General features: G+C 68.3%; 22 protein-coding genes. 9 read left to right on the forward strand and 13 right to left on the reverse strand.

From position 1 onward, the window contains the following. Positions 1 to 19: 19 nt before the first annotated feature. On the forward strand, positions 20 to 631 hold the full coding sequence (locus tag DMX10_RS29180) for a gamma-glutamylcyclotransferase (RefSeq protein ID WP_256604881.1): 612 nt from the start codon (positions 20 to 22) through the stop codon (positions 629 to 631). Positions 632 to 807: 176 nt separating this feature from the next. Here DMX10_RS29180 and DMX10_RS29185 read toward each other — a convergent pair whose 3' ends face one another. Beyond that, positions 808 to 1,152: a cupin domain-containing protein gene (locus DMX10_RS29185; protein WP_111264387.1), complete on the reverse strand. Its 345-nt coding sequence runs from the start codon at positions 1,150 to 1,152 to the stop codon at positions 808 to 810. Between the two features lie 118 nt (positions 1,153 to 1,270). Then, entirely contained in the window at positions 1,271 to 2,029 is a 759-nt protein-coding gene (locus DMX10_RS29190) for an SDR family NAD(P)-dependent oxidoreductase (RefSeq protein WP_111264388.1), read from the reverse strand. Positions 2,030 to 2,143: 114 nt separating this feature from the next. On the opposite strand from DMX10_RS29190, the gene DMX10_RS29195 reads away from it, so the two are divergent. After that, the gene (locus DMX10_RS29195) at positions 2,144 to 3,043 is read left to right on the forward strand and encodes a LysR family transcriptional regulator (RefSeq protein ID WP_111264389.1); all 900 of its coding nucleotides are present in this window, start codon (positions 2,144 to 2,146) and stop codon (positions 3,041 to 3,043) included. A 163-nt stretch (positions 3,044 to 3,206) separates the two neighbouring features. Continuing rightward, positions 3,207 to 3,368, forward strand: coding sequence for a PSPA7_2676 family Cys-rich small protein (locus tag DMX10_RS33495; protein ID WP_305888072.1), 162 nt, complete (start codon positions 3,207 to 3,209; stop codon positions 3,366 to 3,368). Between the two features lie 67 nt (positions 3,369 to 3,435). Here the strand turns inward: DMX10_RS33495 and DMX10_RS29200 are convergent, their stop codons facing one another. From DMX10_RS29200 to DMX10_RS29245, 10 genes are all read right to left on the reverse strand, one after another. Next, positions 3,436 to 4,086 carry a methionine ABC transporter permease gene (locus DMX10_RS29200; protein WP_111264390.1) on the reverse strand — a complete coding sequence of 217 codons (651 nt, stop codon included), beginning with the start codon at positions 4,084 to 4,086 and terminating at the stop codon, positions 3,436 to 3,438. Then, positions 4,070 to 5,146 (reverse strand): methionine ABC transporter ATP-binding protein, encoded by a 1,077-nt coding sequence (locus tag DMX10_RS29205; RefSeq protein WP_111264391.1) that lies wholly within the window; start codon positions 5,144 to 5,146, stop codon positions 4,070 to 4,072. Before DMX10_RS29205 ends, DMX10_RS29200 begins: the two co-directional genes overlap by 17 nt. Positions 5,147 to 5,459: 313 nt before the next feature. Then, complete coding sequence (locus DMX10_RS29210; RefSeq protein WP_111264392.1) at positions 5,460 to 6,254, reverse strand: MetQ/NlpA family ABC transporter substrate-binding protein; 795 nt, start codon at positions 6,252 to 6,254, stop codon at positions 5,460 to 5,462. A 24-nt stretch (positions 6,255 to 6,278) separates the two neighbouring features. Further along, entirely contained in the window at positions 6,279 to 7,721 is a 1,443-nt protein-coding gene (locus DMX10_RS29215) for an LLM class flavin-dependent oxidoreductase (RefSeq protein WP_111264393.1), read from the reverse strand. Beyond that, positions 7,721 to 8,929, reverse strand: a complete 1,209-nt coding sequence (locus tag DMX10_RS29220) for an SfnB family sulfur acquisition oxidoreductase (RefSeq protein WP_111264394.1) — start codon at positions 8,927 to 8,929, stop codon at positions 7,721 to 7,723. Before DMX10_RS29220 ends, DMX10_RS29215 begins: the two co-directional genes overlap by 1 nt. Positions 8,930 to 8,939: 10 nt before the next feature. After that, positions 8,940 to 10,175, reverse strand: a complete 1,236-nt coding sequence (locus DMX10_RS29225; protein ID WP_111264395.1) for an SfnB family sulfur acquisition oxidoreductase — start codon at positions 10,173 to 10,175, stop codon at positions 8,940 to 8,942. 72 nt (positions 10,176 to 10,247) lie between these two features. Continuing rightward, positions 10,248 to 11,018: a MetQ/NlpA family ABC transporter substrate-binding protein gene (locus tag DMX10_RS29230; protein ID WP_111264396.1), complete on the reverse strand. Its 771-nt coding sequence runs from the start codon at positions 11,016 to 11,018 to the stop codon at positions 10,248 to 10,250. Positions 11,019 to 11,114: 96 nt separating this feature from the next. Continuing rightward, complete coding sequence (locus DMX10_RS29235; RefSeq protein ID WP_111264397.1) at positions 11,115 to 11,780, reverse strand: methionine ABC transporter permease; 666 nt, start codon at positions 11,778 to 11,780, stop codon at positions 11,115 to 11,117. Further along, a complete protein-coding gene (locus DMX10_RS29240) occupies positions 11,777 to 13,150 on the reverse strand; it encodes an LLM class flavin-dependent oxidoreductase (protein WP_111264398.1) in 1,374 nt (457 codons plus the stop codon). Before DMX10_RS29240 ends, DMX10_RS29235 begins: the two co-directional genes overlap by 4 nt. Positions 13,151 to 13,158: 8 nt before the next feature. Continuing rightward, positions 13,159 to 14,382 carry an SfnB family sulfur acquisition oxidoreductase gene (locus DMX10_RS29245; protein ID WP_111264399.1) on the reverse strand — a complete coding sequence of 408 codons (1,224 nt, stop codon included), beginning with the start codon at positions 14,380 to 14,382 and terminating at the stop codon, positions 13,159 to 13,161. 639 nt (positions 14,383 to 15,021) lie between these two features. Between DMX10_RS29245 and DMX10_RS29250 the strand changes: the two genes are divergently transcribed. From DMX10_RS29250 to DMX10_RS29275, 6 genes are all read left to right on the forward strand, one after another. Further along, positions 15,022 to 16,365, forward strand: coding sequence for an MFS transporter (locus DMX10_RS29250; RefSeq protein ID WP_236206369.1), 1,344 nt, complete (start codon positions 15,022 to 15,024; stop codon positions 16,363 to 16,365). A gap of 1 nt (position 16,366) precedes the next feature. Further along, positions 16,367 to 17,134 carry an ABC transporter permease gene (locus DMX10_RS29255; protein WP_111264401.1) on the forward strand — a complete coding sequence of 256 codons (768 nt, stop codon included), beginning with the start codon at positions 16,367 to 16,369 and terminating at the stop codon, positions 17,132 to 17,134. A 9-nt stretch (positions 17,135 to 17,143) separates the two neighbouring features. Next, positions 17,144 to 17,914: an ABC transporter permease gene (locus tag DMX10_RS29260; RefSeq protein WP_178083030.1), complete on the forward strand. Its 771-nt coding sequence runs from the start codon at positions 17,144 to 17,146 to the stop codon at positions 17,912 to 17,914. Between the two features lie 16 nt (positions 17,915 to 17,930). Further along, complete coding sequence (locus DMX10_RS29265; protein WP_111264405.1) at positions 17,931 to 18,752, forward strand: ABC transporter ATP-binding protein; 822 nt, start codon at positions 17,931 to 17,933, stop codon at positions 18,750 to 18,752. A 10-nt stretch (positions 18,753 to 18,762) separates the two neighbouring features. Beyond that, positions 18,763 to 19,350: an NADPH-dependent FMN reductase gene (ssuE, locus tag DMX10_RS29270; protein ID WP_111264402.1), complete on the forward strand. Its 588-nt coding sequence runs from the start codon at positions 18,763 to 18,765 to the stop codon at positions 19,348 to 19,350. 310 nt (positions 19,351 to 19,660) lie between these two features. Then, on the forward strand, positions 19,661 to 20,182 hold the full coding sequence (locus DMX10_RS29275) for a hypothetical protein (RefSeq protein ID WP_111264403.1): 522 nt from the start codon (positions 19,661 to 19,663) through the stop codon (positions 20,180 to 20,182). A 254-nt stretch (positions 20,183 to 20,436) separates the two neighbouring features. Here DMX10_RS29275 and DMX10_RS29280 read toward each other — a convergent pair whose 3' ends face one another. After that, positions 20,437 to 20,997: a helix-turn-helix domain-containing protein gene (locus DMX10_RS29280; RefSeq protein WP_111264406.1), complete on the reverse strand. Its 561-nt coding sequence runs from the start codon at positions 20,995 to 20,997 to the stop codon at positions 20,437 to 20,439. Between the last annotated feature and the right edge of the window lie 45 nt (positions 20,998 to 21,042).

The raw sequence follows: 21,042 nt of genomic DNA on the forward strand, positions 1-21,042 counted from the left end.
CCCGCCCTCCCCGCCCCAGCTGGATCAGCCGGTGCGGTTGACCCCCGGCGAATTGCTGGCCTCCCTCGAAGCGACGATGAAAGCCCACCGTGGCGGGCCGGTCTGGCTGTTCGCCTACGGTTCACTGATCTGGCGGCCGGAATGCCCGACGGTGGAAACCCGGCGGGCACGCATCCACGGCTATCACCGCGGGCTCTACCTCTGGTCGCAGATCCACCGCGGCACCCCGGAATCCCCCGGCCTGGTGCTGGGCCTGGATCGCGGCGGCTCCTGCGCGGGCTTCGCCTACCGCCTGCCCGACGAGCAATTGCACGAACACCTCTTCGCCCTCTGGCAACGCGAGATGCCCGACGCCGGCTACGAGCCGCGCTGGCTCAGCTGCCACCTGGCCGATGGACAGCGCGTGCAGGCGCTGGGCTTCGTGCTGCGGCGCAACCTTCCCTGCTACGCCGGCGCCCTGCCGGACCACGTGCTCACCCAGGTCTTCGCCGGTGCCTGCGGGCACTACGGCACCACCCGTGACTACGTGGAAAAGACCGTCAACAGCCTGCGGGCCCATGCGATGCCGGACCGCAAGCTGGAGGCGGCGTTGATGAGGTGCTGCAAGCAGGGGAGCCTGAGCCTGGGGTGAGGGCGGGAAACCTCACCGTAGGATGGGCGGGCGGCGTTCCGCGAGCTCCGCGAAACCCATCCATGCGAGGCCCCGGCATAAGCCTGTGCCGGTCCCGACTCCGCCGGATGAAAAAGCGCCATCCACCCGACGCCCCGTGAAGCTGGGTGCCACGCCCGGCACCCAGCGTTTCACGGTCAGGCGAAGACGAAGTACTTGCGCACCGTCTCCACCACTTCCCAGGTGCCCTTCATGCCCGGTTCGATGACGAAGACGTCGCCACCGCGCAGGTGCACCGGCGCTTCGCCTTCGGGGGTGATGATGCAGTAGCCCTCGAGGAAGTGGCAGAACTCCCACTTCTCGTAGTTCACCTCGAACGTGCCGGGGGTGCAGATCCAGGTGCCCATGATCTTGCTGCCGTCGGCCGAGAGGTAGGCGTTGAGGTTGACCGTGTGCGGGTCGCCGCCGATGCGTTTCCACTTGGTGGCGTCGACCACGGGGACGGGGCAGGTTTCGCGCAGGACGGTGATGAAATCGGACATGTGAGCTCCAGGCTTGGCGGAATCGAGCGGCCACCATAGGCAGGACGGCGGGCCGGGACTTGCCTGGAACCGCCGCCCGGGTGTCCAGAAGCGCAGCCGCTGTTTTCCCTGGGGTCGATCAGAGGAACATGCCGCCCGAGGCTTCGATGCGCTGGCCGGTGATCCAGCGACCACCGTCGGAGAGGAGCATGGCGATGGCGCCGCCGATGTCGTCCGGCAGGCCGACACGGCCCAGGGCGGTGTTGCTGGCGATGAAACCGTTGACCTGGCTGTTGTCGCGCACCACGCCGCCGCCGAAGTCGGTCTCGATGGCGCCGGGGGCCAGCACGTTGACGGTGATGCCGCGCGGGCCCAGCTCCCTGGCCAGGTAGCGGGTCCACACCTCGATGCCGCCCTTCATCGCCGCGTAGGCGCCGTAGCCCGGCAGGGAGAAGCGCGCCAGCCCGGTGGAGACGTTGATGATGCGTCCGCCGTCGGCCAGCACCGGCAGCAGCTTCTGGGTGAGGAAGAACGGCCCCTTGAGCTGGATGTTCACCAGGGTGTCGAACTGCTCCTCGGTGGTCTCGGCGCAGCTGGCGTGGATGCCGATGCCGGCGTTGTTCACCAGGAAATCGAAGGTCTCGCGGCCGAAGTCCCGCTGCAGGGTCTCGCTCACCTGGGCGGCGAAGGCGCCGAAGCCCGCGCTGTCGCTCACGTCCAGGCGCAGCATGCGGGCGCGGCCACCGAGGCGCTCCACTTCGCGGGCCACGGCCTGGGCCTCGTCCGCCTTGCTGTGGTAGGTGCCGATGATGTCGACGCCCTGGGCCGCCAGGTGCAGGGCGGCGTTCTTGCCGAGGCCACGGCTGGCGCCGGTGATGAGTGCGATCTTGCGGGTCATGGGGGGCTCCTGGATGGGTTGGAAGTGGAGCCAGCTTATTGTCCGGACGGATACTGATAAACGCCGCCAAATCGGAAATACTGATCGCCCCAACCGAACAAACGAGAGCGGGCCATGAACAAGCTCGAACTGCTGCGTACCTTCGCCCGGGTCACCGAGCTGTCCAGCTTCACCCAGGCCGGGGAAAGCCTCGGCCTGCCCCGCTCCAGTGTCTCCGAACAGGTGCAGGCCCTGGAGCAGTTGCTGGGCGCGCGCCTGCTGCAACGCACCACGCGCAAGGTGCAGGCGACCCAGGATGGCCTGGCGCTGTATGAACGCAGCAAGGCGCTGCTGGCGCAGATGGACGAGCTGGAGGGCATGTTCCGCCAGGACGGCGAAGTGCTCGCCGGCCGCCTGCGGGTGGACATGCCCAGCCGCATCGCCCGCCAGGTGGTGATGCCGCACCTGGGGGAGTTCCTCGACGCCCACCCGGGCCTGGAGCTGGAACTGAGCGGCACCGACCGCCGCGTCGACCTGGTGCGCGAGGGCTTCGACTGCGTGCTGCGCGCCGGCAACCTGGTGGACGAGACCCTGGTGGCGCGCGCCTTCGGCGCCATGCCCATGGTCAACTGCGCGAGCCCCGAGTACCTGGCCCGCCACGGCACGCCGCACAGCCTCGACGACCTCGCCCGGCACCGCCTGGTGCACTACCTGCCGGTGCTCGGCGCGCGGCCCGATGGCTTCGAGTACCTGCTGGGCGGCAGGGTCCACCGCGTGGCCATGGCCGGCAACCTGACGGTGAACAACGCCGATGCCTACGAGGGCGCCTGCCTCGGCGGCCTGGGGCTGATCCAGGCGCCACGCATGGGCCTGCGCGAGCACCTGGCCAGCGGCGCCCTGGTGGAGCTGCTGCCGGGCTACCCGGCGCCGCCGCTGCCGCTCAACCTGCTCTACGCCCACCGCCACCTGCCCCGCCGCGTGCGGGCCTTCATCGACTGGCTGGGAGGCCTGCTGGACCGCGAGAGGAACCGCTGATGCGCAACACCCTGAAGTGGCGGATCGCCCGCCGCCGGCAATTTAGGTTGTCCGTTCTAGACCGCAGCAGGGATGCTCCCCTGGCCGACACGCACAACAACAAGGCGCATGCACTGCACCCCAACCCCTGCCTGGTTGATCGGGGCGAGCCCCGGGAGGTTACATGCGACTCCATTGCTTTCTGTTCGGATGCAGTTGGACCGAAGGACACGAAACCGACGTGGGCGCCGAGCCCATGCTCTGTCAACGCTGCACACGCTGCGGCGCCCATCGCTACGTGAAGCGCGAGGTGCCCGACACGCCCGAGGAGCCTTCGCCCACTTAACAAGGCATTGAAAAACGTAGACGAGGCAGCCGTTTTCAACGCCGCAGCGGCAACGCAGTTAGTTTTTCTAGCGCTTGTTGAGCAGCCGCGCCAGGCGATCACCGCCAAACTGGATCAGGGTCACCAGCACCACCAGCAGGATGATCACCGTGAGCATGATCTGCGTATCGAAGCGCTGGTAGCCGTAGCGATACGCCAGGTCGCCCAGGCCGCCCGCGCCGATGGCACCGGCCATGGCGGAGGAGTTGATCATGGTCACCAGGGTGATGGTGAAGCCGCCGACGATGCCCGGCCGCGCCTCCGGCAGCAGCACGTTCCAGATGATGTGGCGGCGTTGGCAGCCCATGGCCTGGGCCGCTTCCACCAGGCCGAAGTCCACCTCGCGCAGGCTCACCTCGGCGATGCGCGCGAAGAACGGCGTGGCGGCGATGGTCAGCGGCACCACGGCGGCCCAGACGCCGTAGCTGGTGCCGACGATCAGCCGGGTGAAGGGGATCAGCGCCACCATCAGGATCAGGAACGGGATCGAGCGCAGCACGTTGACCACGCTGCCCAGCGAGCGATTGACCAGGCGCGCCTCGAAGATCCCGCCCGGCCCCGTGGTGACCAGCACCAGCGCCAGGGGAATGCCCACCAGGAACACGATCAGCGATGAGGCGCCGATCATCAGCAGCGTGTCGAGAATGCCCTGCAGCAGGCGGTCAAGCATGGGCGACATAGCCGAGCACCTCCGCCTTGTCCGCCAGGTGATGGGCCTGCTCCAGCACCCAGGCACCGCCCTGCCCCACATCGGCGATGCGCACCAGCAGGTGCCCCTGGGCGCGGCCCTGGATGCGGTCGATGCCGCCATGCAGCAGGCTCACCCGCGTGCCCAGGGCCTGGGTGATGGCCAGCAGGTCCGGCTCGCGGCCGCTGGCGCCGGTGAAGTGCAGGTCCAGCAGCAGGTCGGCGCCGGGCACCGGCTCGCCGGTCAGTCGATCCTGCAGATCATCCGGCAGTTCATGGCGCAGGGTGCCCAGCAGGGTACGGGTGACCGCGTGCTGCGGGTCGCCGAACACCTGCCAGACCTCGCCCTGCTCCACCACCCGGCCGCGCTCCAGCACCACCACGCGGTCGCAGATCTCGCGGATCACGCCCATCTCGTGGGTGATCAGCACGATGGTCAGGCCCAGGCGCCGGTTGATGTCACGCAGCAGCGCCAGGATCGACTGGGTGCTTTCCGGGTCCAGCGCCGAGGTGGCCTCGTCGCAGAGCAGGATCTGCGGCTGGTGCACCAGCGCGCGGGCGATGCCGACACGCTGCTTCTGCCCACCGGACAGCTGCGCCGGGTAGGCGTCGCGCTTCTCCGACAGGCCCACCAGGGCCAGCAGCTCGGCGACCTTGCGCTCGATATCGGCCTTGGCCACGCCTGCCACCTTCAGCGGCAGGGCGACGTTCTGCCAGACGGTCTTGGCCGACATCAGGTTGAAGTGCTGGAAGATCATGCCGACGCGGCGGCGCAGCAGCACGAGCTGCTTCTCGTCGAAGGTGCCGATGTCTTCCTCGTCTATCACCACCTGGCCCACCGAGGGCTTCTCCAGGCGGTTGAGGGTACGGATCAGCGACGACTTGCCGGCGCCGCTGCGGCCGATGATGCCGAACACCTCGCCCCGGCGGATCTCCAGGTCGATGCCCTGCAATGCCTGCACCGGCCCCTGGTTGCCCTGATAGGCCTTGCCCAGCCCCTGCAGGCGGATGTGCGGCAGGTCCAGGCTGATGTTGCGGTTGAAACTGACCATAAGGGCCTCTCTGATTCAGGTGTGAAGCCAGGCTCCGCGGCCTCGCCTACCCCATTGGCTGTTCACTGGATTGCCGCGTTCGCGGGAATGACGGGGCGGGCGGGACCTCTCCATTCCGGTCATCCTCGCGAACGCGGGGATCCACTAAAACGCTTCGCAGTCAGTAGCCCGGGCTACATGCTGAGCGACGCAAGAACCGTGGGAGCGGACTCATCCGCGATGCAGGCCGCAGGGCTGCCCTGCAGGGGTCACCCTGGGCGCGCTGCGCGCTCCTTTCGCGAATGAATTCGCTCCCACGCCTATCCCAGGGGCGTCACTGCCAGCCGGGCTGGTAGAGAGAACCGTGGGCCTTATCCAGCGCCGCACGCACCTGCGGCGAGTGCTGGTAGACGTCGACGAACTTCGCCAGGCGGCCGTCGTCCTGGTAATCGCCACGGGTGACGAACTGGATGACGTACTCCTTGTTCTCGATGCCGTCGAAGAGCAGCGCGCTGTTGGGGTCGAGGGTGCCGGCCAGGCGGATGTAGTGCGGGTAGCCCTGGGCCAGGTCGACGTCGTCCAGGGCGCGCACCAGCTGCACGGCCTCCAGCTCGATGATGTCGATGTGCCTGGGGTTGTCGACGATGTCGTCCAGGGTCGCCTTGTAGCCCACGCCCTCCTTGAGCTTCAGCAGGCCCGCCTTCTGCAGCAGCTGCAGGCCGCGACCGCCGTTGATGGGGTCGTTGGCGATGGCCACCTTGGCGCCCTCGGGCAGGTCGGCGATGGCCTTGTACTTCTTCGAATACAGGCCGACGTTGTTGATCACCCCGGGGGCGAAGGCTTTCAGCTTGAAACCGCCTTCCTTGTTGGCGTTCTCCAGGAAGGGCGTGTGCTGGAAGTAGTTGGCGTCGATGTCGCCGTTGGCCAGGGTGATGTTCGGCGTGTTCCAGTCGGTGAACTCCACCAGCTCGACCTTGAGGCCCTGCTTGGCGGCCTCCTCCACCGCCACTTCCAGGGGCGGGGCGAAGGCGGCGGTGGTGCCGAGCTTGAGGGGCTGGTCGGCGGCCTGGGCGATGCCGCCGGCCAGCAGCAGGCCGAGGGCCAGGGTCTTGAGGGTGTGCTTGGGCATGGTTTCTATCCTTGGGTAATGGGTTCAGGTCGTGGGAGCGAATTCATTCGCGATGGAAGGCGCAGCCTTTCCCTGGGAGTCCGGGGTCGCCCCTTCGGGCCGATTCGCGAATGTATTCGCTCCCACACGGGCTCCCCGATGGTCCGCCGGCAGGTGATCCCCCGCGCCGAACAGCTTGTGGCGCAGGGTGCCGTCGGCGTAGGCGGTCTTGTAGGCGCCACGGGCCTGGAGCTCGGGGATCACCAGGTCGATGAAGTCGGCGTAGCTTTCCGGGGTGACGATGCGGGTGAGGTTGAAGCCGTCCAGCCCGGTCTCGTCGACCCAGGCCAGCAGTTCGTCGGCCACCTGGGTCGGCGAGCCCACCAGCAGGATGTAGCGGCCACCCAGGGCATGCTGTTCCAGGAGCTGGCGACGGGTCAGGCTGTTTTCGCGCAGCTTGTTGGTGGCCGACTCGATGGCGTTGGTCTTCACCGGGCGGATGGGCTCGTCCAGGCCGTATTCGGCGAAGTCGATGCCCGTGGAGCTGGCGAAGTGGGCGACGCCCGCCTCGGCGCTGGCGTGGGCCAGGTACTCGGCATGCTTGGCGCGGGCCTCGGCCTCGGTGGGCGCGACGATCACGCTGATGCCCATGAACACCTTCACCGCCTGCGGATCACGGCCGGCGGCCACGGCCGCAGCACGCACCTTGTCCACCTGGGCACGGGTCGCGGCCCTGTTGTTGCCGCTGATGAACACGCACTCGGCGTGCTCGCCGGCAAAACGCAGGCCGCGCGCCGAGGAGCCGGCCTGGAACAGCACCGGCGTGCGCTGCGGCGAGGGCTCGCACAGGTGGTAGCCCTCGACGTCGTAGAACTCGCCGTGGTGGTGGACCTTGTGCACCTTCTCCGGCTGCGCGTAGATGCGCCGCTGGCGGTCGCCCAGCACCGCGCCCTCCTCCCAGCTGCCCTGCCAGAGCTTGTAGAGCACCTCCAGGTATTCGTCGGCCTGGTCGTAGCGGCGGTCGTGCTCCACCTGCCGGGTCATGCCCATGGCCCGCGCCGCGCTTTCCAGGTAGCCGGTGACGATGTTCCAGCCCACGCGGCCTTCGCTGAGATGGTCCAGGGTGCTCATGCGCCGGGCGAACAGGTAGGGCGCGTCGTAGCTGAGGTTGGCGGTGAGGCCGAAGCCCAGGTGGCGGGTCGCCCCGGCCATGGCGGAGACCAGCAGCAGCGGGTCGTTGACCGGCAGCTGGATGCTCTCCTTGAGGGTCAGGTCGACGTTGCCCTGGTAGACGTCGTAGACGCCGACGATGTCCGCCAGGAACAGCCCGTCGAACAGCCCGCGCTCCAGCAGCTGCGCCAGCTCCGTCCAGTAGGAGAGCCTGCGGTAGTCCGTGGAGCGGTCGCGCGGGTGGGTCCACAGGCCGTGGTTGATGTGCCCCACGCAGTTCATGTTGAAGGCGTTGAGGAGGATCTGCTTGCGCGCCATCAGATCGTCCCCCGGCGCGGTGGCAGCACGTCGTTGAGGTAGTAGTTGCCCACCGCGTGGTACTTCCAGCGCACCGGGTCGTGCAGGGTGTGCACCCGGGCGTTGCGCCAGTGGCGGTCGAGGTTGTGCTCGGCGAGGCTGGCGCGGGTGCCGGCCAGTTCGAACAGCTTGCTGCCGGCACTGAGCGAGACCTCGGTGGTCAGCGCGCGGGCCTCGGCCACGGCGATGGAGGCGGCGGCCACGCTCTCGGCCGTCGGCTCCGCCGTGGCGGCGTCGAGGATGCGCCCGGCGCGGTCGAGGATGGCCTCGGCGGCGTGCAGGCGGATGGCCAGGCGGCCGAACTCGTGGATCGTCAGCGGGTCCTCGCTGGCCTTGTCCACCCCCGAGTCGATCCACGGCCGCGAGCGGGTGCGCACGAACGCCAGGGCGTCCTCGTAGGCTTCGCGGGCGATGCCGGCGTCGATGGCGGCATGGAGGATCTGGGCGAAGGGGCCGACCGTGGTCGGGCGCTCGAAGGCGGCCTGGAACGAGACCACGTCCTCGGCGGCCACCGGCACGTCGTCGAAGATCGCGGTGCCGCTGCCGGTGGTGCGCTGGCCGAAGCCGGACCAGTCATCGACGATGGAAAGCCCCGGCGCGTTGCGTTCGACGAAGGCGAAATGCTGGTGGCCGTCCTCGCCCACCGCCAGGGTCGGCACGCGCTGGGCGTAGAGCGCGCCGGTGCAGTAGAACTTGCGGCCCTGGATGCGGAAGTCATCGCCATCCGCGACCAGTTTGGTGATGCGGTCGTTGGAGGTGCGCGTGCCGATCTCCGCCAGGGCGTTGCCGAAGCGCTCGCCGGCCAGGGCGGCACCGAACAGGCGGCGCTGCTGGGCCTCGCTGCCGTTCACCCGCAGCACTTCGAGGGCGTAGAAGTGGTTCTGCGGGATCTGCCCGATGGAGCTGTCGGCGGCGCAGATGATCGCCAGCACGCGGGCCAGGGTGACGCGGGACACGCCGGCGCCGCCGAACTCACGGGGCACGGTGATGCCCCACAGGCCGGAGCGGCTGAAGGTGTCGAGCTCGGCATGGGGCAGGCGCCGTTCGCGGTCGCGCTCGGCGGCGCCGCTGCGGAATTGCCCGGCCAGTTGGCGGGCCACGGCCAGCGCCTCGGCGTCGTCGCGGATGATGGCCACCGCCGGGCCCTGTTGCGGTTGCAGGAGGGTCATGGGCGCTGCCTCATATCCAGGAATGACGCGCCGGGAAGGCGCCATTGAGGTGGTAGTTGCCAACGGCGTGGACCTTCCAGCGCACCGGGTCGTGCAGGGTGTGCACGCGGGCGTTGCGCCAGTGGCGGTCGAGGTTGAACTCGGCGAGGGTGGCGCGGCTGCCGGCCAGCTCGAACAGCTTCTCGCTGGCCAGCAGCGCGACCTCGGTGGTGAGCACCTTGGCCTCGGCCACGGCGATGGAGGCGCGCGCGGCGGCCTCGGCATCGATGGGCGCGGCGGCGACTTCGTCGAGCACCTGGCCGGCACGTTCCAGCAGTGCGTTGGCGGCGTTCAGCTCGACCTTCAGGCGGCCGATCTCGGCGATGGTGTAGAGCTCCTCGCTGGCCCGCTCGACGCCGGCGTCGACCCAGGGCCGCGAGCGCTCGCGGATGAAGGCGATGGCGTCGTCGATGGCGGCCTCGGCGATGCCGGCGTCGATGGCCGCCTGGATCAGCTGCGACAGCGCGCCCTGGATGCTCGGCACCTCGGCCAGGCGGCCGTTGTGGAACACCAGGTCGTCGGCCACGGGGGCGCGGTCCAGCAGCACGGTGCCGCTGGCGGTGGTGCGCTGGCCGAAGCCGGACCAGTCGTCGACGATGGCAAGCCCCGGCACGCCGCGCTCCACCAGGGAGAGCACGCCGGCGCCGCTGTCGTCGATGGCCTTGACCGCCACCCAGTGGGCGAACAGCGCGCCGGTGGAATAGAACTTCTCGCCGCTGACCTCGAGCCCGGCGTCACCCCGGGTGATGCGCGCCTTGATTTCCAGGGTGTGCTTGGTGTTGCGCTCGGGGCCGGCATTGGCCAGGCGGCGTCCTTCGAGGATGCCGGCGAAGACCTTGCGCTTCTGCGCCTCGCTGCCGACGTACTCGATGACGCTGAGCAGGCCGAACTGGTTCTGCGGGATCTGCCCCAGCGCCGGGTCGGCGGCGCAGAGGATGCGGAACACCTCGGCGAGGGTGACGAAGGACACCTCGGCGCCGCCGTAGGCGCGCGGGATGCGGATGCCACCCAGGCCGAGCCGGGTGAACAGTTCCAGCTCGCGCCAGGGCAGCAGGCGTTCGCGGTCACGGTGTGCAGCCCCTTCCTTGGCCAGCTTCGCCACTTCGTGGGCGGCGAGCAGGGCCTGGGCATCGTTCTCGATCAGCGCCGCCGGGTGTAGCGGCGGTGCTTCATCACGAAGAACCTTGGGTTCGGTTTCGTTGGTCATGGTGTGGCCTTGGGTTGCGGATTACGCCCCGCGCCGTTGACCCCGGAGGGCGGCCGGCACGGGGCCGGTGAGTCAGAACGCCGGGGCGATCTGGCCCTTGTAGCGGGAGAGGATGAACTGGCGGACCTCCGGCGAATTCAGCGCCTTGGCCAGCTTCTGCACGCCCGGGTCCTCGCGGTTGTCGGGGCGGGCGACGAGGAACTCGGCGTAGAGGTCCTTGCCCTTCTCGACGATCAGCGCGCTGTTGGTGTCGATGCCGGCTTCCAGGGCGTAGTTGGCGAAGACGAAGGCGAGGTCCACCTGGCTCACCGAGCGGGCCAGCAGCGCGCCTTCGAGTTCGCGGATCTTCAGCTTCTTCGGGTTCTCGGCGATGTCGCGCTGGGTGGCCAGGGTGTTGCTCGGGTCCTTCAGCTTGATCAGCCCGGCCTCGTGCAGCAGCACCAGGGCGCGGCCGGTGTTGACCGGGTCGTTGGGGATGGCCACCGAGGCGCCGTCCTTCAGCTCGTCCAGCGACTTGATCTTGGTGGAGTAGGCGCCGAAGGGCTCGATGTGGATGCCCACCACCGGCACCAGGTCGGTGTGGCGGCTCTTGTTGAACTCATCGAGGAACGGGCGGTACTGGTAGTAGTTGGCGTCGAGGTTCTTCTCCGCCAGCTGCACGTTGGGCTGGATGAAGTCGGTGAACACCTTGATGTCCAGGTCGACCCCTTCCTTGGCCAGGGCAGGTTTGACGAATTCGAGGATTTCCGCGTGGGGCACGGGGGTGGCGCCCACCACCAGTTTCTCGCCCGCCTGGGCGGTGAAAGCGACGACGGCGGCCAGTACGGCGATAGCCTTTTTCATGGGTGTTGCTCCTGGGGCAGTGTTGGGTTGGCCGTCGTGGGGCGGACGTGGGGCCGTGTTCGGCAGCGGGACCCGGCTGCCGCGCGGGATAGGGATTCAGCGGCGGCTGTAGCGCACCACCAGGCGGTCGCCGCTCATCTGCAGGGCCTGTACCAGCACCACCAGCAGGGCCACGGTGACCACCATCACGTCGGTCTGGAAACGCTGGTAGCCGAAGCGGATGGCCAGGTCGCCGAGCCCGCCGCCCCCGATCACCCCGGCCATGGCGGTGTAGTCCACCAGCACGATGGCGGTGACGGTGACGGCGGCGATCAGCCCGGTGCGCGCCTCGGGCAGCAGGGTGTGCCAGATGATCTGCCAGGTGCTGGCGCCCATGGACTGGGTGGCCTCCACCAGGCCGCGATCGACTTCGCGCAGGGCGGTTTCCACCAGGCGGCCGAAGAACGGCGTGCAGCCGGCCACCAGCGGCGGGATGGCCCCCGCGACGCCGAGGGAGGTGCCGGTGAGCAGCGTGGTCAGCGGGATCATCACGATCAGCAGGATGATGAAGGGCAGTGAACGCAGCATGTTCACCAGGGCCGAGGCGAGGCGGTAGAAGCCGGGTTTCTCGTGCAACTGCTTCTTGCCGGTGAGGTACAGCAGCACGCCCAGGGGCAGGCCCAGCAGCACGGTGAAGCCGAGGGCCAGGGCGAGCATGGTCAGGGTGTCGATGCAGGCCTGGCCGATCTCCACCCAGTCGAGGTTGGCGAGCAGTTCGTTCATGCGTCGCCCCTTCTGCGCAGGCGCGCCGCCGGGTGCGGCTCGGCGAGGCGGTCACCCTGGCCGAACAGCTTGTGGCGCAGGCTGCCGGTTTCGTACTCGCGCTTGAACAGCCCGCGCGCCTGCAGCTCCGGCACCAGCAGGTCGACGATGTCGACGAAGGTTTCCGGCGCCACGATGCTGGAGAGGTTGAAGCCGTCGACGTCGGTTTCCTCGACCCAGGCCTGCAGTTCGTCGGCGACGCTCTGCGGCGAGCCCACCAGCAGCGGGCCGTCGCCACCCAGGGCGCAGTAGTCGGCGATCTCGGCGGTGGTCCAGGTGCGGCTCGGGTCGGCGGCGGTGAAGGCGTCCACCTCCGACTGGATGGCGTTGCTCTCGACCTGGCGCAGCACCTGGTCCGGCGCGTACTGGCCGAAGTCGATGCCGGTCCAGCCGGACATCAGGGTCAGCGCGCCGTCCTGGCTGGCGTACTCGCGGTATTCGCGCAGCCTGGCCTGGGCCTCGGCGTCGGTGGGCGCGACGATCACCGTGAGCTGGTTGAACACCAGCAGGTCGCTGCCCTTGCGGCCGTTGGCCTCGGCCTGGCGGCGCAGGTCGGCGACCTGGTTGCGGAGGATGTGCCGGGTGGGCGCGGCGACGAACACGCACTCGGCGTTGCCGGCGGCGAAGGCCTTGCCCCGGCTGGAGGCGCCGGCCTGGTAGAGCACCGGGGTGCGCTGCGGCGAGGGCTCGCTGAGGTGGAAGCCGGGCACCTGGAAGTGCGCGCCCTTGTGGGCGATGGGGTGCACCTTGGCCGGGTCGGCGTAGACGCCGCGCTCGGCATCGGCGACCACGGCGTCATCCTCCCAGCTGGCTTCCCAGAGCTTGTAGCAGACCTCCAGGTACTCGGCGGCCAGGGCGTAGCGCTGCGCGTGGTTGGGCTGCTGCGTGAGGCCGATGTTGCGCGCGCCGCTTTCCAGGTAGGAGGTGACGATGTTCCAGCCGGCACGGCCACGGGTCAGGTGGTCCAGGGTGCTCATGCGCCGGGCGAAGGGGTACGGGTGTTCGAAGGACACCGAGGCGGTGACGCCGAAGCCCAGGTGTTCGGTGGCCGCGGCCATGGCCGGCACCAGTTGCAGCGGGTCGTTGGCCGGCACCTGCGCGGCGTGCTGCAGGGCGTGCTCGGGGCCGCCGTGGTAGACGTCGTAGACGCCCAGCACGTCGGCGATGAACAGGCCGTCGATCTTGCCGCGCTCCAGGGTGCGCGCCAGCTCGATCCAGTAGTGGATGTCGGTGTAGCGCCGCGCCTGGTCGCGCGGGTGGCGCCAGAGGCCCGGGGACAGGTGGCCGACGGTGTTCATGGCGAAGGCGTTGAGGCGGATCTGCTTGCTCATGGGGCGCCTCAGGACCAGTCGTGGCGCGGCGGCTTGACGCCGTTGAGCAGCCAGTTGCCGACGATGTGGTACTTCCAGCGCACCGGGTCGTGCAGGGTGTGCACGCGGGCGTTGCGCCAGTGGCGGTCGTGGTTGTGCTGCTGCAGGGTGGAGCGGGTGCCGCCCAGTTCGAACAGGCGGTTGGCGGCCTCGATGGCGATCTCGGTGGTCAGCACCTTGGCCTTGGCCACGGCGATGGAAGCCAGGGCGACGTTGTCGGCATCCGGCGCCGGGCGCGCGGCGTCCATCACCTTGCCGGCGCGTTCCAGCAAGGCTTCGGCGGCCTCCAGGCGGATGCCCAGGTTGCCGATCTGGATCAGGGTCAGCGGGTCTTCGCTGGCCTTCTCCACCCCGGCGTCGATCCAGGGGCGCGCGTGCTCGCGGACGAAGGCCAGGGTGTCGCGCAGGGCGGCGCGGGCGATGCCGGCGTCGATGGCGGCGGTGGTGATCTGGGCGAAGGGCCCGGCCAGGGTCGGGCTCTCGTAGGAGCGGTAGGTGGGGAACAGGTGCTCGGCCGGCACCCGCAGGTTCTGCGCCAGTACCGTGCCGCTGGAGGTGTTGCGCTGGCCGATGCTGGACCAGTCGTCGACCACCACCAACCCCTCGCTGCCACGCTGGACGAAGGCCAGCTGGCCCTTGTCGTCCTCGTCGACGGCCAGCACCGCCAGCCAGTGGGCGTAGAGCGAGCCGGTGCAGTAGCCCTTGCGGCCGTTGATCACATGAGCGTCGCCGTCGCGGCGGATGCGCGTCTGGATGTCCTGCACGTTCTTGCCGCCGGTCTCCGACAGGGCGTTGGCGAAACGGTTGCCCTTGAGCGCCAGGCCGAAGAACACGCGCTTCTGCTCGTAGGTGCCCTGCAGGCGGATGTCTTCCAGCAGGCAGTAGTGGTTCTGCGGGATCTGCCCGAGGGAGGCGTCGGCGGCGGAGATGATGGCGATCACCTCGGCCAGGGTGGCGTAGCTCACCTCCGCGCCACCGAACACCTTGGGCACGGTGATGCCCCAGAGGCCGCTGTTGGAGAAGACGTCCACCACCTCCGGCGGCACCTCGCGGGTACGGTCGCGCTCGGCGTCGCCCTCCAGCAGGAAGGCTGCCACGCGGTGGGCGACCTCGATGGCCTCGGCATCGCTGCGGATGATGTGGGCGTCCGGGATGCCCAGGGCATAGGGGGCGGAAATGACGTCTTGGGACATGGCTCTCTGCTCGTGCTGTTGGATCGCGAACACCCGCGACCTTGCTTGCCAAGAGACAAAGCACAAGCCGTGCCTGATTTTTATTTCCTTCAAATTCAACGAGATAGAGTTTTTGCCCAACACTTCATGGCTGCTGGAGCAGGCAATCTGTTGGTCAGGTGTTGCTGGAGCAACAGTTGACGAGCGAAGACCTCACCGCAAGAGCGAGCGCTGCTCGCGAAGCCTTTGCGCGGAGTTGGTGGGCTGAAGCGGAGCGCCGCCCGGCCCACCTTACAGACCCCGGGCCTTGCGGTTGCCCCTGTGGGGTGGATGACGCTTTTTTCATCCACCAGCGGAGCCCCGCATGACCGCGATTGGTGGACCGATAGAGCGTGGTCCACCCTACATTTCGGGCGAGTCCGAGGGTGGCTGATGGCACCGCATCGCGAATGAATTCGCGCCTACAGGATGAAGGCGGAAACCCGCGTGTGCTCCGCCGCGCCCCCAAACAAACACACCCTGTCGCTGCACTGCTGCCCCAGCAACACCGCGCAAGCACCGGGCTGCTGGCCTTGCAGCACGGCATCCGCAATCGCGCCGCCCATCAAAATAAATCCCTTTTAATTCAATGGCTTGAGTTGAAATCAAAAAGCGGCACGCATGCTGCTATGTCACCTGGCCCATGCGGTCGATGCGCCTTGCGCTACCGACCGCCAGCTGTTCGCCCAGGATCCAACCCATGCTGCCGATACCCGTTCCACCCTCGCCCGTCACGGCGCCGTTCCCGCAATGCGGGGCGCGACCATGAGCCAGCGGCCATCCGCCTTCCTCTTCAACTTCCTGCTGCTGGCCGCCTTCAGCGGCGCCACCATCGGCATGGCGAAGATCGTCACCACCCTCTATGCACTGGAGCTGGGCGCCAACTCGATGCAGATCGGCGTGATCGCCGCCATGGAATCCCTGGGGATGATCTTCGTCACCTTGCCCGCCGGCTTCGTCATCGCCCGATTCGGCGCGCGGCGGGTGTACTTCCTCGCCAGCCTCGGGCCGATGCTGCTGAACCTGCTGATCCCCGTGTTCGCCAGCTGGCTGTGGCTGGCGCTGGCGCGGCTGCTGATCGGCCTGTGCATCCCCTTCCGCATCGTTTCGATGAACAGCGCCTTCCTCCGCCAGCTGCGCCACATCGGCCACGCCAAGGCCGGTTGGTACCGCGGCGCGCTGACCCTGGGCATGGGCCTGATCGGCCCGCTGCTGGGCAACGCCCTGAGCGGCACCGGCAGCTTCACCCTGGGCTTCGTGGTGATCGGCCTGTGCTTCGGCGCCATGGCCGCCTACAGCCTGGGCTTCTGGGAAGAGGACGCCGGCGACGAGGCCGTGGCCAGCGTGCCGGGCACCGGCCTGCTCGATGAGGTGCGCAGCATGCTGGGCAACCCGGCGATCGGCGAGAGCTGCCTGATCGAGGCGGTCAGCGCGTCCACCGGCTCGCTCTACGGCACCTTCATCCTGCTGCTGGCCATGCAGGTGGCCGGGCTGACCCAGGGCCAGGCGGTGAGCCTGGTGATGATCCAGGGGCTGGCCTCGGTGCTCGCCCTGTTCGGCCTCGGCCGCCTGGTGCAGCTCGGCGGCCGCGCCTTCGCCTATGGCTCCAGCCTGCTGGCGGCGGTGGCGGCCCTGGCCCTGCTGGGCCTGGCCCACCACTACTGGCTGCTGGCCCTGGGCGCGGTGCTGCTGAGCATCGCCGCGGCGCAGGTGCACCTGGTGAACATGGCGCAGCTGGCCAGCCACGCCATGGACAAGAGCAAGATCTCCGGCCTGTTCAACCTCGCCACCATGCTCGGCGGCTTCGGCGGCGCCATGCTCGGCGGGCTGGTCAGCCACCTGGTCGGGCTCGGCAACCTGTTCCTCTGCTGGATTCCCCTGGTGCTGGCCACCGCCCTCGCCTGCTGGCTGCGCACCCGGCGACGGCCCCCGGCACCCGCCCCTTCGCTGTTGAACGAGGCCTGACATGACCGCGACCCTGAAACGCCTGCCGGGTGCGCTCACCTGGCTGATCTCGCCCCTGGCGCTGCTCGCGCTATGGGCCATCGTGGCCGACGCCGGCCTGTTCCCGCGCCAGTTGCTGATCCCGCCGCTGCACGTGCTGCAGGCCTTCGAGGAGCTGCTGCAGAGCGGCGAGCTGCAGGAGCACCTGGGCGGCAGCCTGTCGCGCCTGGGCCTGGGCTTCTGCTTCGGCGCCGCTGGCGGCCTGGCCTTCGGCGTGCTGATGGCGCTGTCGAAACAGGTGGAGGCCTATTGCGGCCCGCTGTTCCATTGCCTGCGGCAGATTCCCAGCATCGCCCTGATCCCGATGTTCGTGCTGTTCTTCGGCATCGAGGAGACCTTCAAGATCGTCATCGTCGCCAAGGCGGCGTTCTTCCCGGTGGCCCTGGCCGCCAGCGAGGGGGTGAAGGCCATCCCGCGCAGCTACTTCGAGGTGGCCGACGTGTATCGCCTGAGCTGGCCGACCCTGGTGCGCGAGGTGGCCTTCCCCGCTGCCGCGCCACCGATCATCACCGGCCTGCGCATCAGCCTGACCCGCGCCTGGGTGGTGCTGGTGGCCGCCGAGCTGCTGGCCGCCGACAGCGGCCTGGGGCAGATGATCGAGATGGGCCGGCAGATGCTGCGCATCGATGTGGTGATGGTCGGCGTGCTGGTCACCGGGGTGATCGGCTTCAGCCTCGATTTCGTTTTCCGCCTGCTGGAACGTCGCCTGTTCCGCTGGCAGTCGCGCTAGGAGATGCCCATGTCCCGAATCCTTTCATGGCTGCCGCGCCTGCGTGGCCTGGTGCTGCCGCTGGCCCTGGTGGCCGGCTGGGAAGCCCTGTCGCGCCAGGACGCCGCCAACGCCTATGCCTTCGTCCCGCTGAGCCGCATCGGCCAGGCGCTGGTGGAGCTGCTGGGCAACGGCGAGCTGCTGGTCAATCTCTTCGCCAGCCTGGCGCGCACCAGCGGCGGGCTGTTGTTCGGCGTGCTGTTCGGCCTGGGCCTGGGTGTGCTGATGGCGCTGTCGAAGGTGGCCGACCGGGTCATCGGCCCGCTGTTCCACTCCATCCGCCAGGTGCCGATGCTGGGCTGGATCCCGCTGATCGCCATGTGGTTCGGCAATGGCGAATTCTCCAAGGTGTTGATCGTCTCCCTCGCCGCCTTCTACCCGATGGTGCTCAACACCTACGAGGGCTTCACCCAGGTGGAGAAGCGCTACCGCGAGGTGGGCCGGGTCTTCGAGCTGGGCCCCTTGCAGCAGTTCCGCCACGTGCTGCTGCCCGCCGCGCTGCCGAGCATCGCCACCGGCCTGCTGCACGCCCTGGCCTTCGCCTGGGTGACGGCGGTGGGCAGCGAGCTGTTCCTCTCCTCCGGGGCCGGCCTGGGCAACCTGATGATGAGCGCCGAAGCCGGCTCGCGCATGGAGGTGATCGTCCTCGCGGTGCTCTGCATCGGCCTGCTCGGCTACCTGATGAACCTCACCTTTTCCCGCCTGGCGCGCCATCTGCTGCGCTGGCGCAACACCCGTTGAACGCAGGTTGATGACCATGACAGCACTCCCACAGAAGGCCCCGCTGGGGCAGCCCCACACGCTGACCGGTGCCCTGGAGATCCGCGGCCTGAGCAAGCAGTACCGCATCGAAGGCCGCACCCTGCCGGTGCTCGAAGGCATCGACCTGAAGGTCGCCCCCGGCGAGTTCGTCAGCATCGTCGGCGCCAGCGGCTGCGGCAAATCCACCCTGCTGCGGCTGATCGTCGGCCTGGAGAACGACTACGAGGGCGAGATCCTCCTGGACGGCCAGCGCATCGCCGCCACCAGCCTGGAGCGCGGCATCGTGTTCCAGGACCACCGCCTGTTCCCCTGGATGACGGTGCGCGAGAACATCGCCCTGGCCCTGAAGAACCACCGCCTCAGCGCCGCCGAGAAGGAGCGCCTGGTGGCCGAGCACATCGCCCTGGTCAACCTGCAGGGCTTCGAGAACGCCTGGCCGCACCAGCTTTCCGGCGGCATGGCGCAACGTGCGGCCATTGCCCGGGCGCTGGTGAACAAGCCCAAGGTGCTGCTGCTCGACGAGCCCCTGGGGGCCCTCGACGCCCTCACCCGCGTGCACCTGCAGCGCGAGCTGCAACGCATCTGGATCCAGCAGCGCAGCACCATGATCATGGTCACCCACGACGTCGAGGAGGCGCTCTACCTGGGCGACCGGGTGATCGTCCTCGACTCGCACCCGGGGCGCATCAGGCACGAGATCCGGGTCAACCTGCCGCACCCGCGCGACCGCGCCTCGCCGCTGCTGCAGAAGCTCAAGGAAGAACTGCTCACCGAGCTGACCGGCCACGACACCCCCGCCACCGGCCAGGCGGCCTGAGGAGCGCAGCATGCGGATCGTCACCCTCGCCGGCAGCCCCGGCCTGCGCTCACGCTCCGGCGTGATCCTCGCCCACGGCCAGCGCTGGCTCGTCGAGCACGGCGCCACCGTGCGCCACTTCGGCATCCATGACTTCAAGGCCGAGGACCTGCTCCACGCGCGCTTCGACAGCCCCGATGTGCAGGCGCTGATCGAGGCGGTGGCCGGCGCCGATGCGCTGGTGATCGCCACGCCGGTGTACAAGGCGTCCTTCTCCGGCGCACTGAAGACACTGCTCGACCTGCTGCCGGAGCGCGCCCTGTGCGACAAGCCGGTGCTGCCCATCGCCAGCGGCGGCAGCCTGGCCCACATGCTCGCGGTGGATTACGCGCTCAAGCCGGTGCTCTCGGCCCTCAAGGCGCAGCAGGTGTTGCACGGCATCTTCGCCGTCGATGCCCAGGTCACCTATGACGAGCAGGGGGGAGCCCTGGCCGACGACCTGCGCCAGCGCCTGGGGGACGGCCTGCAGCAGTTGCTGGAAATCCTCCAGCGTCGCCCCGCACGGCTGCAACCACACCAGTTGGGCGAGAGCCTGAAGGCGGCGCGCTGGGGCATCTGATGCAGCGCCCTCCGCCTCGCCGCGAAAAACCGGCGGCTGGTTAGATCGATTATTCACTTCAGTTCTTTGCATAGCGCTGAAGTGAATATCCATAACGTCGATCCGGCCTTCCCCACGCCCTGTCCGTTCGCTTTGGCAGACGAATGGACGCCCCTGCTTCGAAACTCCCTGCCATACCGTCATGGGCGCTGCCGAGGCGGGCTCGATCGCTGCTCCATGCGCATCTTGTTGGCCCTGCCGCGCCGCCTAGAATCGGCCCCACGAAACCTTTCGACCCATCCGAACAATTCTGGCTTCAGGGAGTTTGAACATGATGAACGCGATGCAGATGCCGATGAACGCCGGCATGAACATGAACGGCATGATGATGCCCATGGGCATGCCGATGATGATGGCCACCATGTCCTGCACGATGATGGACGATTGCATGGAATGCACCATGATGCCGGCCGCCGGCATGGACATGGCCATGTTCCGCAACAGCTGCGAAATGATGTCGATGATGATGGATTGCGGCATGCCGATGATGATGCACTGCGGCAACATGTCGATGATGTGCATGTCCCAGGCCGGCATGGCGATGATGCCCATGATGGGCATGCCGCAGATGACCATGATGCCGATGATGATGGGCATGCCCATGCCGTCGATGAAGTGCATGATGACCTGCTCCATGCAGGGCAACGGCATGCTGTGCAAGATGATGCCGATGCAGGGCATGAACATGGACATGTTCAAGAACTGCTGCGCACTGATGATGAAGATGATGGAGTGCGGCATGCCGATGATGATGAGCTGCAACGGCATGCCGGTGATGTGCTGCACCTGCTGACACCGCCCCCATGAAAAAGCCCGGCCAGGGAAACCTGGGCCGGGCTTTTTTCATCTCGCGCGGCCATGACCGGACCGTAGGATGGCGTAGAGCGCAGCGAAACCCATCACCGGCCTTGCACCCGACTCACAGGTTCATACCCCTCAGTGGGAGCGGCTTCAGCCGCGAAAGACCCGCCGCAGGCACAGGGCTGCGAATGGCCGGTATTCCATCGCGAATGAATTCGCTCCCACAAAAGCGTTGTTGGCGCCGGCCTAATCCAGGCTTTCCGGGTAGGTCATGACCAGGTAGATCACCGCTTCGCTGTTGGCCGGGTTGCGGTAGCTGTGGGGCTGGTCGGCGTAGAAGAGGATCGAGTCCCCGGTGGAGAGCAGGTAGCGCTCGTCGTTGACGCTGACTTCCAGCACGCCCTGGGCGACCACCAGGTTCTCCTGGGTGCCCGGCGCATGGGGCTGGGCTTCCTCGGTGGTGAGGCCGGCCAGGCGCACTTCGTAGAACTCGGCCTGGCGCTTCACCTCGAAGGGGAACAGCGCGCGGCTTACGAAGCCCTCGCCGGCGCTGACCAGGCGCTTGCTCTGCGCCGCCGGCAACACCGCGACACCGGAGAAGGCGCGGTCGTCGAGGAAGGCGGCGACCGAGACCTTGAGCCCCTGGGCGACCTTGCACAGCACCTTGATGGACGGGACGCTGCGCCCGGACTCGATCTGCGCCAGCATCGCCCGGCTCACGCCGGAGAGCCGCGCCAGGGCGTCGAGCGACAGTTGCCGCTTGCTGCGCAGGCGCAGCAGGTTGTGGGCGACCCGCTGGCTGATCAGGTCGTCGTCGCGGTTGCCGGCGTTGGGTGGGGCGAGTTCGAGGGC

The sequence above is a fragment of the Pseudomonas sp. 57B-090624 genome (assembly GCF_003234055.1).
In the GTDB taxonomy this organism is placed as follows: domain Bacteria; phylum Pseudomonadota; class Gammaproteobacteria; order Pseudomonadales; family Pseudomonadaceae; genus Metapseudomonas; species Metapseudomonas tohonis.